At 26.9% G+C, this 14,305-nt stretch carries 9 protein-coding genes; 3 read left to right on the top strand and 6 right to left on the bottom strand.

The window, feature by feature from the left end:
- Nucleotides 1-14: 14 nt before the first annotated feature.
- The 5 genes from ACN6I1_RS04490 to ACN6I1_RS04470 form a co-directional block, all read right to left on the bottom strand.
- Entirely contained in the window at nt 15-755 is a 741-nt protein-coding gene (locus tag ACN6I1_RS04490) for a MurR/RpiR family transcriptional regulator (protein WP_220796715.1), read from the bottom strand.
- 83 nt (nt 756-838) lie between these two features.
- Entirely contained in the window at nt 839-2,356 is a 1,518-nt protein-coding gene (locus tag ACN6I1_RS04485; RefSeq protein ID WP_419742874.1) for a DUF4127 family protein, read from the bottom strand.
- Nucleotides 2,357-2,368: 12 nt separating this feature from the next.
- Nucleotides 2,369-5,038: a glycoside hydrolase family 38 C-terminal domain-containing protein gene (locus ACN6I1_RS04480; protein ID WP_419742873.1), complete on the bottom strand. Its 2,670-nt coding sequence runs from the start codon at nt 5,036-5,038 to the stop codon at nt 2,369-2,371.
- A gap of 27 nt (nt 5,039-5,065) precedes the next feature.
- Nucleotides 5,066-6,409, bottom strand: coding sequence for a PTS sugar transporter subunit IIC (locus tag ACN6I1_RS04475; protein WP_419742872.1), 1,344 nt, complete (start codon nt 6,407-6,409; stop codon nt 5,066-5,068).
- Between the two features lie 437 nt (nt 6,410-6,846).
- Nucleotides 6,847-7,446: a hypothetical protein gene (locus ACN6I1_RS04470; protein WP_419742871.1), complete on the bottom strand. Its 600-nt coding sequence runs from the start codon at nt 7,444-7,446 to the stop codon at nt 6,847-6,849.
- A 979-nt stretch (nt 7,447-8,425) separates the two neighbouring features.
- Between ACN6I1_RS04470 and dndC the strand changes: the two genes are divergently transcribed.
- Genes dndC through ACN6I1_RS04455 form a run of 3 tightly spaced genes read left to right on the top strand, consistent with a single transcriptional unit; the run spans nt 8,426 to nt 12,424 of the window.
- The gene (gene dndC / locus ACN6I1_RS04465; RefSeq protein WP_419742870.1) at nt 8,426-9,889 is read left to right on the top strand and encodes a DNA phosphorothioation system sulfurtransferase DndC; all 1,464 of its coding nucleotides are present in this window, start codon (nt 8,426-8,428) and stop codon (nt 9,887-9,889) included.
- Complete coding sequence (locus ACN6I1_RS04460; protein ID WP_419742869.1) at nt 9,879-12,038, top strand: AAA family ATPase; 2,160 nt, start codon at nt 9,879-9,881, stop codon at nt 12,036-12,038. The genes dndC and ACN6I1_RS04460 overlap by 11 nt, the downstream gene beginning before the upstream one ends.
- Before the next feature lie 2 nt (nt 12,039-12,040).
- Entirely contained in the window at nt 12,041-12,424 is a 384-nt protein-coding gene (locus ACN6I1_RS04455) for a DndE family protein (protein WP_419742868.1), read from the top strand.
- Nucleotides 12,425-12,453: 29 nt separating this feature from the next.
- Here ACN6I1_RS04455 and ACN6I1_RS04450 read toward each other — a convergent pair whose 3' ends face one another.
- Nucleotides 12,454-14,283, bottom strand: a complete 1,830-nt coding sequence (locus tag ACN6I1_RS04450; protein WP_419742867.1) for a DUF262 domain-containing protein — start codon at nt 14,281-14,283, stop codon at nt 12,454-12,456.
- Between the last annotated feature and the right edge of the window lie 22 nt (nt 14,284-14,305).

The raw sequence follows: 14,305 nt of genomic DNA, 5'->3' as shown, positions 1-14,305 counted from the left end.
AGGGATTATTATTATTATTTGTATATTTTTTTCATAAAGTAATTAGCTGCAACATGTATTTGCAATCTTGTATCTAAATCTAAACCTATATTTTCTGTATTTGCAACTGGTATAAAATAATCAGACATATCTTTTATAGTTGATTTTCCAACTTCACCTATAAATAAAATTTTACACTTATTTACTCTCGCAATATTAGCTACTTCAACAAGTTCTTTAGTTTCTCCTGTCTTTGACAATATTACTACCATATCATCTTCATTCATTGAGTTTACTTCTAGTTTCATAAACCAAGGATCACTAAAATGTCTTGAATTTATTCCATTTAACTTTGTCTTAATTTCTAAAACTCTAGCTATATAGTGAGTCATTCCCATAGCACATATCAAAACATTTTTAGCTTCTTTTATACTTTTTACTATTGGTTCAAAATCTACACTTTTCATTAGTTGCAAAGTCTGTAAGTATTGCCTACTTAAGTTATTTATTATTTCATCATCTTCATCAGGAATAGATGAATTTTCAAGGGTTAGTGTTTTATTTAATAAAAGATCATCCTTGAAATCATTAAATGACTTATATTTTAACTTTTTTACCATTCTAAAAATAGTTGTAGTTGATACATTTAAATTATCAGCTAGTTGCTGTATAGTTATTTTAACCATACTATCACTACTTATTATATTGTCTAAACAATACTTTTCAGTGCTACTTAGACTATTTCCATATTCATTTATTCTCTCTACTAAGTTCATAATAATCACCTAAAATAGTATTTATTCTCTTGTTCTTGTTATACCATTTTACCATATTATTTTTTCTTGTCTATTATATAAGTTTATATGTCTAAGTCTAATCCAATTTCAAACATTCTCTTCCATGGATTATACACACTTAAATTTGAAATAGTTTTATCTTTAAATGAGTTTTTAATAACTTGTTCAAACTCGTTTTTTATTAAACTACAAATCTTTTCTTCTACAATATCAATAGAGTTTGATATATCAAAGTAATTACATTCATATTTAGGAAGTATTTCTTTATTAACATACATTCTTACTTTACTTTGATAAAACACATCTTCTAGTAAATGATATATCAAGCTTTTATCTACATTATCTTTATTAAATCCAAAGTGAGTTATTATCCCTTGACTTAAAGTGGTTCCTAAACTATTGCAATGAGTATTCCATCCATAATATGCTTTTATTTTATCTAATACTTCATACTTGTCTAATAACTTTATTAATTGATAATCTCCACCATTTGCATATGCACAGTCAGCTATTATTACATCCTTACCACTTTCAATAAATTTTTTTATACTATGTGTGAAAGATAATATATTTCTATATGAATCATATGATACATCTCTACATTCAAATTGATCCCATGACTCTTGCATTACCTTTCCTGGAGAGTTTATAGCAAGTATAACATCAGCACAATCATAGTTATATACAATTTGTCCCCCAGCTGACATAATATGTGATTTTAAAGATTCAAACATAGGTCTATCTTCATATAAAGGTATTATAGATTTACCTAGTGTAGATGAGTACAAAGGATATATCTTTACTCTTTTATTTTTATAATCACTAAAAGCTCTAGATAATAATGTAGCTCCTACTTCATCTGCTCCAGGATATATAAGCACATCTCCAAATAAATTATTTAAGTCTATATACTGATTTATTTTTCTTTGGTCCATTGCAGTATATCCAAACTCACAAGAATCATCTTGAGGTATAACTAAATAATCTAAAATATTATCTTTTAATAACTCTAAAACTTTTTTATTCATTTGAATATTAGTATTTCTTCTTATCTCATAATCTACAATATATTCTTTAGGAATATCAATTTCTAAGTTTGATAAAATTTGTTCTTCTTCAATAGATATTCCAACTCTATCTTTTTTATCAATTAAATATGACCTTTTAAATATTTCAGCTCCATAATGCTCATAATAATCTGGTTCCTCATCACTAGAACTATACTTAGGAGTCCTCATAATTAAGTTAAAAGCATATATTTTAAGATTTTTATTTTTACTTTTTACATTCTTTATTCTATCTATATAAACTTCTAGTTCTTCAGCTGTACTTTTATGCAATCTCGATGGCAATAACCCTCCATAAAGCAACATATCTATTGATAGTATAGCTACATCTGCAAATTGAGCATTCTCTTCTAGAAATTTCCATACGGCTTCTAAATTGCATGGAGTTTTTTTATATCCTAAGATACTTAAATCTGGACTTAATATATTTATTTCATCATTGCAAGAAGCTATATATTCTGGATATAATCTATTACACGGTCTTTCATCTAAAGGAATATAAATTACATTCATGACTAATCTCCTTTATGCTTGTTTTAACATCAATGTTAGGAATGAATTTTTCTTAATTTTATTTATAGTAACTTTACCTTCATTTATATCTAACTTATCAATATCTTCTTCTCTTAAAGAAGATACATATACTTCATTTATTAAAGCATTGATTTGTAAAGTTATATTTTCAATGTCAAAATCATTACTATTTTTTATTCTTAAAATAAAATCATCACTTTTTTCACATTTTTTTAAAGCCATTATTTCTAATCTATTATCTAGTTCAATTAATGAGAATTCATCTTTTAAGTTATCATTAACATCTCTAGTAAAGTCTTTTAAATGTCTTGATATAACATCTACTTTTAACTTATTAGCTTCTTTTGATATATCTCCTAAGCTAACATTATTGTCAAAGTATATTGAATAAGTAGAAGTAACTTCTTTTAGAAGTTGAGAACTTGAAGCATCTAGTCTGTAACCTGAAGCTCTACCCGGTCTAATTTTTAAATCTGCTTTACCAAATTTTCCAACACATCTTATAAGAGTTATTGCTATAGATTTATCATTATAAATCTCATATTCACTAGGACCTTTTGATAAAACTGCAAGAACTTCTTTATCATGATTTAATTTTACATATCCTTGCATTGGATATATAGGCAGTTCAAGTTCAGTTGCTCCATCTTCTAGCTTTTTAAAATCTTTAATTTCATTGTCTCTAATAACACTTCCAAAATGATCCTCACTTAAACTTTGCTTACTTTCATACACATCATCAAATACAGCTCTTATTATATGATCTTTATTATTGTTTATAATTGTTGTCTTAAAATCTATTCTTTTACTATCACACTTTAAAACCACTTCTGTAACTATATGAGAAGTTTCTATTTTTTCACATCTTTCATGGTTTATACACTCAAAAGGTGCATCTATCTTATGAATTATCTCATATTTTATAAATAAAGGATTTGACTCTATCAACTTTATATCTGCATTAGTATTTTTAGTTGTTATAACTAAATCCTTAACTGGAGGTGAATAATTGTACTCATCTCCATCATCACCTTTTTCTTCAAAGTAAAGTAGGTTTTCATAAGTTAAATTACTTTCTTTATTTAAAACAGTTAAAGTTCCATCATCTTTTATGTTTACTTTTAAATATTTATTTTCAAATATTCTATTTTCTTTATCTAATAATAAGTCACTATTTTCACTTAACTTAGGTGATTCTCCATAACATACCTTTATAGCTTTGTAGCCCATAGGTGGCAATATATCTGCCTTTATTTTTATTTGCACTTGTTTCATAGTGCCTTCTGAAACTTCAGCTATATCATTTAAATTTAATAATCCATTATAATATTCAATTTCATTATTTATACTTTCCAATTTATCAACCTTTACAAAATAAATTTCATTATCATCAAAATCCTTTATAGTAAAGTTGTCATCTTTTACATATAAATTAATGAATACTAAATCATCTCTTTTGTATGGAAGTGTATTAAACAATACTATAGGTTGTTCATTTTCATTTAAACTACTAAAGTTAATCTTATCTCTTAAAAATCTAAAGTTTAACCATATCATCTCATTTATTCCATGTCTTAAGCTTAGCAATCTATTCTCTACAGAATTATTTACAGATTCTGGGGAAGATGAATAAATAGAATCATGGAATTGATTTTTAAATAATATCTTCCAGAAGAAATTACTTATAGATTGACTATAACTTCCTCCAAACAAACTATTTATAACTGACATAGGTTCAGCTATTAACGGAAGTTTTGTTTCGTAATCTTTCATAGGATTTTTTATATCCATTCTAGTAGATGAAATCCCTGCATGAATTCTTCCTAAATCTGCCGATCTAGCTTCTCCTTTATATACTTCTACTTCTCTGTTTGATTTTAATTGTTCTTTTAACACATCTTCTACAAACTCTTCTGGATTAGAAATCTTTAAATTATATCCACTTTTCTCAAACTCTTCGCAAACTTCATTTAATATATTTGTTATATCTCCTTGAGGTCTTGCATGATCACTACCTCCCATAAATAACAGTTGATTATCAATAAATCTATTTTCAACACTATCTATTACATTTTGTATATCTTTTATCGCATCATCTTTATTTGTTGGTAGATATCTATAATGACCATATCCAAGTGGAAAATGTACAGTTAATAACTTATCTCCATTTGGAGCTTCCCAAAGAAAAACAGAGTCTTTAGTTTTTCTATAATTAAATCCTCTCCATGCAAAAACAGCTTTCATTCCTAGTTCCTTAAAAATTTGAGGTGTACTTTGAATTTGTCCAAATGCATCTGGAACCCATCCTATCTCCATACAATTTCCTAAATCGCTAGCTATATTAGATCCTATAACCAAATTTCTAAGTATAGATTCCCCACTTACAAGGAATAGGTCCGGTTGTATAAACCAAGGACCTATATATAATCTTTTATCTAAAATATGTTTACTTATCTTTTCTTTATTTTCCGGTCTAATTGAAAGATAATCTTCTATTGCTGCTGTTTGCCCATCGAAGGTAAAATATTTATACTCTGGATTTTTGTCTAATATGTCTAATAGCATATCAAAGCTATATACAAGTCTTATTCTAAATGCCTCTGATGATCTATACCATTCTCTATCCCAGTGAGTATGTGGTATATAATGTACGTTTTTCATAATATTTTACCTCCAATTAGTACTTTTTTATAATTCAAATCCGTCACTTAAATCAAAATCATCCTCTTCTTCAATCTTATTTTGATTTTGTAATAACTTTACAAATGGTGCATATAAAATTACATCTAATATCAATAAAGCTAACATTAATAATACTGGTCCTATTTTAAATGCTCCGAGTACCCATGCATTAAGTAATACTGGTTCAACTCCTGCATTTAATACAACCATAGGTGTTACAAGCCCTGATGCTGTTGCAAAGTATGCTATAACAGCATTTATAACTGGAACAAATATAAATGGTATAAACATTATAGGATTTAAAACTATTGGTAACCCAAATATTAATGGCTCATTTATATTAAATAGACCTGGAACTAAAGATATTTTAGCTATAGCTCTTTCTGCTGATTGTTTCTTTGATATTAATAATATAGCTATTATTAAAGCTAATGTAGATCCTGATCCACCTATCATTGCGTATATATTACTCATTACATTTGGAGCAACTTCTGTTATAGCTGAAAAATCTTGAGTTTTAGCAAATATCTCTATATGTCTCATAAATATAGGTAACCATATAGCTGATATTAACCCCCACATAATTGAAAATCCATGAAGTCCAAAGAACCATAGTAGTTGCATAAATATAATTACTATAATTATTGCTGGTAGGCCTGTCCCTACATTTGTTAAAGGTGCAACTATAATTGTAGATATTAGCTCTTGTAATGATCCATATCCAGTAAGTATTACAAGTTCTTTTACTACAGCAAATAAAGTTATTATTATAGCCATAGGAATTATAGATTTAAATGAGTTTAATATTCCTGGGGGAACACTATCTGGAAGTTTTATAGTTATTTTGCTTTTTATTAACTTTGAATACAAATAAGCTGTTGTTAATCCAACTATTAATCCTGTAAACATACCTTCGTAGTTAAAAAAGTTTCTAGCATATCCTGATATTAAATTTCCTGTTTCTGGATCAGCTACTGTCGTAGGTATAGTTGCTGCATAAGCTACTAGTGCAAGTAAAGCTACTGCGATAGAGTTTATATGAACTTTATCATTTTTAAGCCTTTCTGATAAATAATAAGCTGATGCCATGACTATTATTATTCCTATTAGAGCCATTGATATATCTCCAACAGTTCCTAGTATATTTATTATTGCTAATAATATTTGATTTTCTGTTCCTTTTGTAAAGTATTCTAATTGCATTTTTATAAGTCCAACAAAAGATCCTACAACCGTAAATGGTATACTTAGTATAAATGCATCTTTTATAGACTGTAGTAATTTGTTTGATGAAATCTTCATCGAAATGGGTGTCATAAATTTTTCTAGAAAGTCTAAAAGCTTATTCATCATAATCCCCTGCCTTTTATTTTATTTTTGTTATCTTTATTATATAGGTTGTAAAAATGTTTTCCTATTACAGATTGAGTAATATTTTTACTAGTGTATTACTTAGGATAAATTTGATTTTGATGTAGATGGCTCAGGAAAAAATCCTGTTTTAGAGCCAAATTCTACTTATACTGATTACAATTGGGTTTTAATTAGAGATGATAAATCTAAAAACTGGAAAATTGTTGAATGGGGATATTAAACGTAATGTGCTATGTTTTGGCGCTTAGGATAAAATATAAGTTTTTCTCCCAAAGCTGTAAAAATACTTTAAAGGTCGATAAAACTTATATATTTATCCTTCGCTATTTTTATAGTTTAATACCCCTGTCGGATTTTCCGACAGAGGTGTTGAAATACATGTATTCTAACTATATCTCTTTTTTATATGTAAATTATTCTATAATCTCTTTACCATTTTGGTCGAAGTAAATACATTTATAAGTAACTCCATCTTTATTATGTGTGATTGGATCAACATCTGATACAACAACCATAGCAGGCTTACTACTATCAAAAGGCGTAATAAATGTACGTTCATTAATACTCATAGCTACTTTTGAAATATGTTTATCCTCTGATATTGAAATATAAGCTTTCTCACTATGTTCAAATCCATTACTTGTGTTATAATGAACAACAAAATCACTTGCTCTTAGTCCTTTATCTGAAATACCTTGTGCTGCACTATCTGTCATTACAAAATCACCTTGCTTGTTCTTTTCATATACTGCATATCCGTGACCTGTATCAGATTTGAATCCTACTATCTTAGAATCCTCTATCCCTATAGTATCTACAATAGATATATTTTCTTTACCTATTGAATCCATCAAATCACTTGATATTATATTATTCAATACTTCCTCATCTGTATTACCAATTGTTTCACTATTTCGGCCCCTCATTATTATAGTGCATGTTAATATTAATATAGCTACTATAATTATATCTTTTATTAAAGTAAATTTTTTTTTATTATGCCTAGTTCCCATTTTTAGACCCCCAATCTTCGATTTTCCAGTAACTATAACTATCATCCCTAGTCAATATCCAACTATAGTTAGTATAAGTAGAATCCTAATTAAGCCCTTACATTAGATAAATTATGAACTATCTTATATTGTAAATGTTCTTTGATTTATTTCCTATAAGAATTTAATAATATATTAAAATACTTATACAATATTTAATAAAACGCAGCTGAACATTAGAAAGGTTATTATTTGATGTTTTTACGATTTAATACCCCTGTCGGATTTTCCGACACAGGGTATAATAAAGCTTTATTATTCTAGTAATCCAGTTGCATTTTTAATTGTTTGAATGGCTTCAAATCTACAATATGTTGTTTCATCAATCTCTACATTATGTTTTTTACTGAGTTTACTTAAATAAGTCTCTATCCCAAACATATAGTTTGTTTAATATATGCTTATACCTCCTAACATTAACTCTATCGGTAGAAATATCATACAAACAAATTGTTCTATACTCATATTATCCCTCCTAATAATCTTGTTAATATTAAAAATTTAATTACTACTATTTACAATATATAAGGTACTACGTTTTGGTGCTTCGGATAACATATAAGTTTTTCTCCCAAAGCTATAAAAACACTTTAAAGATAGATAAAGTTTATATGTTTATCCTTCGCTAATTTTATAGTTTAATACCCCCTGTCGGATTTTCCGACACAGGTCTAAAACTATTTATTTCGCTTACTTTCATATCTATTTCTATACTATTCTTTAGTTCCAAGTTCTAAACAAGTTTAAATATTTTCTTTATAGTTATATAGTTTAGTTGAATATTTCATATACAACCATAAACCGTTATTTATTTCAAATAATATAGTCCATATCAATTTAACTTTAATAATATATATGTTATAATTATATAATTGTTGTAAGTATGTAAAGATCTGTTTTTACACTTACTAAATATCTAGAAGAAAGGATATGAATATATATGGCTGTTAATTATTTTGACAACTATGCATTAGAAGACATTTATAAGGAAATGGAAGCCGTATATCTAAATGATAATAGACCTTGGATTATAGGGTACAGCGGAGGCAAAGATAGTAGCTGTTTGACCGAACTTACGTTCAGAATGCTTCTAAATCTTCCTAAAGAAAAAAGACATAAACCTGTTTATATAGTATCTTCAGATACACTTATAGAAAATCCAGTTATACTAGAATATCTTAAAGATAATATAGATAAGATGAATGAAAGCGCGGATAAACATAATATACCTATACATGCTAAAATTGTATACCCTAAAGCTAACGATAGTTTTTGGGCTAATGTTATAGGTAAAGGGTACCCTACTCCTAAATCTATACAATATCGTTGGTGTACGGAAAGACTAAAAATAAGACCATCTAATAATTTTATTCAAAACAAATTAGAAAGTGAAGATGTTGTTATTTTACTTGGAGTTCGTAAGGATGAAAGTATAGCTAGAAAATCTAGAATAGAAAAAAGAGAAATTGAAGGATACCTTCTTACTCCTCACCAAACTTTGAAAAGTAAAAATCATTTAGCTTATGTATATACTCCTATAGTAGATTTTACTACTGCTGATGTTTGGGATGTATTGGTTAATAATAATGATAATATACTAGAAGAAGCTAATGATGGATTTGGTTCTACTGCAACATCATGGGGAACTGATACTATGGAATTATTCCATATGTATACTAAAGGTTCTGGAGACTCTGGAGAATGTCCATTTATAGCCGATGAATCTACTGCTAAAAGTAGCTGTGGTAATAGTAGATTTGGTTGTTGGATTTGTACTGTTGTAAAAGAGGACAAGTCTTTAAATGGATTTATAAAATCAGGTCATTTAGAATTGCAACCCCTACTTGATTTTAGAACATGGATATTATCTCAAAGAGACATTCCTGAAAATCGTAAAAAACATAAAAGAAATGGCTCTGTTGTAAAAAGAGATGGTCGTATAATGTTTGGACCTTTTACTTTTGAAGCTAGACAAATGATACTTAGAGAATTATTAAAAACTCAAATAAGAATGCAAGAGTTTTATCCTGATATAGAACTAATTACTTTGGATGAACTAAAAGCTATAGATGCAATATGGGATGATGAAGAAGACTTAACAGCTACAACATTAGTAGATATATATAGAGAAATTACTGATAAAGATCTTCCTTGGTCTAAGTACAAAAAACCAGTATTTGATTCTTCTACTCTATGTGCAATAAATGAAAAATGTAATCAGTATAATATAAACCATGATTTATTTAATAAATTAATTATTGATACTAATAAGTATAAACATTTTAGTAATACTACTAAGCTTAAAAATTCAATAAATAAAACTTTAAATCAACAATGGCTTCATCAAGATATTGTTGAAAAAATTGAAGAAGAAAGTAGCAAGGAGTTAGACAATGAAAATTAATAAGCTTAAACTTAAAAACTTTAGATCTTATGAAGAAGAAACTGTCTTCGATTTTGCTACTACTAATAATAAAAATATTATACTTATTGGTGGTAAAAACGGAGCTGGTAAATCCACAATATTTGAAGCTATAAAAATTTGTATATACGGGCCTATGGCTTATAAATACCAAGGCTTTAATGCTTCTTATATATCTAAATTGAAATCAAATATAAATAATAACTCTCTTAAGTCTGATTCAGTAGATGCATTTGTTTCTATTGACTTAGAGTTAAGTGAAGGTACAGAAATAAACATATATACATTGACTAGAAAATGGACTTTTAAAAATAAAAAATTAGATGAGATATTTTTAGTTTATAAAAACTACTCAACTATCCCTTTAAAAGATGAAGAGCTTAATTTTTTTGAAAATTATATAACATCAATAATTTCTCCCAAAATATTTGAATTTTTCTTCTTTGATGGAGAACATCTTTCAGAATTTTTCATAGGTAAAAATTCTAATACTCACTTAAAACAATCACTTTTATCACTTTGTAATTTTGATACTTTTGATGTTTTAAAAAGCACTATACTTTCAAGTATCAGAAATAGTAAAAATGACGATGCTGAATTGGAGTTAGCTAAGACAAATTATTTAGCTTTAGATGATGAATTAGCGAATCTTAATTTAGAACACGCTAATTTAAAGAATGATTGTACTAGTATTTCTAGTGAGCTTGATGATTTTAAACAAAAACAAATACAATTAGAAAAAGATTTTAGAAAAAAAGGCGGAGTTCTTGCTGAGGAAAGAGAACTTCTTAATAAAAAAACTATAGAACTAGAAACTAGAAGATCTGTAATAAATCAATCTATAAAAGATTTTTGTAATGATATTCTTCCATTTTTAATTGTTAAGAATCAAATATTTAATTTAAAAAATCAAATTAAAAATGAAAGCGACAATCTTGTATATTCTCAATTAAAAGATAAATTATCAGTAGATTATTTTAAAAATCTTCTTTTAAATAAATTAGATACTTCTAGTATAGATGAAATAGCTCTAACTGTTTCAGAATCTTTAATCGATGACATAAAACCTAGTAATCAAGAAGATGAGTTCAAGGTTATTCATAATCTTTCTAATGATGAAAGTAATTCACTACTTGCTTTAATCGATAATATGTTAAGTATTGATAATAACAATATACTTTCAATGTTTGATGAACATAGGAATATAGGTGAAGAGTTAGCAGAAATCAGAACTACTCTAAACAATAGTCTTGAAGACGAATCTTTAAATAAATATATAAATGAACTAACAGATTTATCTAACAAAATCGGACATTTGTCTGAGGTTAAAAATCATTTAGAAATTAAGTTAAAAGATTTAGAGTTATTAGTCTCAAATACTGAAATCTCTAAAAATAAAGCTAAATCAAAGTATACAGATTTACTTCAATCTAACAAAGTTGTAGATATGTCTTCTGACCTTATACTAATGTTAGATGATATGATTACAACTTTAACTGAAAGTAAAACAAAAGAAATTCAAAATAATTTTATGTATATATTTAAAAAGATTATACGTAAAGATAATTTTATAGATTTTATAGATATAGATAGTAATTTTAATACAGCTTTATATATAAACAAAATGTATAACTCTCTTGAAATCGAAAACCTTATACAAAATATAGGTTACGATGAAATGGAGAAAAAATTAGGTAACTTATTTTTCGATGATTTATTTACTGAGTATAAAGTTAAAAATCGTTCTGAGTTACTTAATAAGATAAAAAATGGTAATCAATCAGCCTTTATAACTTTAAGAACAAAAGTTGATATAAATGGATTCTCTAGTGGAGAAAAGCAAATATATATTCTTTGCTTATACTGGGCTTTACTTAAAGCTTCTGATATAGAGATACCTTTTATAATAGATACTCCTTATGCTAGAATAGATGAAACTCATAGAAATAATATTACTAATGAATATTTCTCTACTATAAGTGACCAGGTTATTATTTTATCTACTAATACAGAAATAGATGAAAAGTCATATAAAGATATAAAACCTAGATTAAATGGGGAGTATTTAATTGATTATGATGATATAAATAGAAAGACTATACAGTCTAAAGGATACTTTTTCGAGGTGTAATTATGGGATTTAGATTAAAAACATCAATGCAAACAAAAGAAATATTTGAAGAATTAGGTTCTAGAATGAATTTAAAGCCATTTGCACTTTGTAAACTTGCAATTTCAATGTCTTTAACTAGTGATGAACCTATTGAAGATTATAAAAGTCTTGATAATAACGGACTTGAATTAAATAGACAAACTATAACAGCTCAATATGATGGATTATTTAAAGCTTTACTTGAACAACATGCTGGTAAGAGTTTAACTGATGATGAGTATTTTCCCACTCATGCTAAACTTCATATAGATCGTGGTGCTGTTATGCTTAAAAATAAATATAATTATTCAAGCAATTTAGAGCATTTTATAACACAAATTGTTAGTGGTCAGGTTGGTATATAAATAAAAAGAAAAGACAATGTCTTTTCTTTTTATTTATAATTCCATATATTTAATGCTGTATTACTCATTAGTTTTTGTCTATCTTCTATATCTGAAAAATCCCAATCTGAATAATTCTGAACTATCATGCTTGGGTAAAATAAATTAGAACCTTTATATTTTTCTAATTTATACTTAAAATCTTTATTTCTTATTTCTGCATTGATATCACTTTCTAATATCATTAAATTTCCAAGTTTATTTACATATTCTGAGTATTCTGCTTTATCTCTCACATGTTTCCACTCATCCATCCTGTCTTTTGCTATTGATGGTTTTTTAGGCATTATATGTTCTATATGTTGTTTCGGGCTATGTGGCAGTGGTTGTACTCCTGGCTTTAAATATTTTTCTAGGTTAAATAATATATAATATGCTAATGACATACTTTTAGTAGTGAATTCTTTAAAATTCTTTTTAAACAAAGCATCTGGTGTCAAAACTTTCATATACTCAATTATATCATCTATATCATTAATCACAAATACCTTAGTACCTCTTTTTAATTTACATCCAGGTTCTCTGACTGCTCTAGCTATAAAACCTATTTCTTTTTCAAAGTTTGCTACTGTATTTCCTCCAATAGTAAAATACCTAAAGCAAAATGTAACTATATTTGATAGTAGTCTGTCAAACTTTACTTTATCACCTTCATTGTTTATATATCGAATTGCCGAAGAAAGTAATAAAGGTGTACAATTTGTTATTCCCATTGACTTAATTGCATTTAAATTATCACTTATATTTTGACCTATAGTTTTACCTGCATAAGAATGCCAATAGTTTGAGTTTATATTTACTATATTTCCATATACATCCGATTCCTCTTCTAATTTTGTTAAATAGTCATATGCATTCTTATTAGTTATTAGCTTCTTTACTTTTTCGTACAATTTTGCTGGAGTTACATTTTCATATGTTGATGAATAACTAAATCTTATATACTCCGTAAGATCTTCATTTTCTATGTTTTCACATATATTATCCCATTTAAACTTTATTTCATCAGAATTTCCATTTATAGCTTTAAATAACTCATTTTTTATCATATCTGATTCAGATAAGTCTTTACCTCTTTTATTTAAAGTTTCAAAAATTGTATATGCGGTATTCTTTTTTTTCACACCTATTTTTAATACTAGAAAATATCTAGTTATAACTGTAACAAATGCAAGTAACTTCTGATATAAATCATCTGAATTCATATTTTGTGGGAACTCTTCACTTAATTTATCATAAAAATACTCATAGGCTTCTGATATTAGTTTTTGAGACGAATTTTTCTTAAATTTCTTACCATTTAAATATAAATCTCTATCCTTCTTATTATTTTTAAGCAGTATAAAATCTCTAAAGAATCCATTAATAGTAGAATCCAATTCTAATTTAGCCTCAAAGTCCATAGTTATATTATCTGTCTGTTTAATAAAATGTTCAGTTAGCTTAATAATATGGACCATTTTGCTCATATCACTTATTCTTTCTGCCAATTCAGTAATACACTTCATAAAAATAGATGTAGTCGTTATTCGTTGTTGTCCATCAATTATCTCATATTTACCTTCTCCAAGTACCGTTAATACAACACCTCCAAAAAAGTGTGGTGCATGTGAATTACATGATTTTAAAACATTTGTATTTATATTATAGCAACTTTCATATGTTTTAATAAAATCTTCCCAAAACTGATCTAACTGATTTATACTCCAAGCATATTTTCTTTGATAGTCTGGTACTATAAATTTTTTACTTTCAAAAAATATATCATGTAAATTATGTTCATGTGCTTCAAAATAATCTTTTGTTGGAAGTAGCTCCATATATATCAATCTCCTCTTATAA

The sequence above is a fragment of the Paraclostridium dentum genome (assembly GCF_048568265.1).
Taxonomy (GTDB): domain Bacteria; phylum Bacillota; class Clostridia; order Peptostreptococcales; family Peptostreptococcaceae; genus Paraclostridium; species Paraclostridium dentum.
This window is presented reverse-complemented; position numbering and strand designations above follow the sequence as displayed.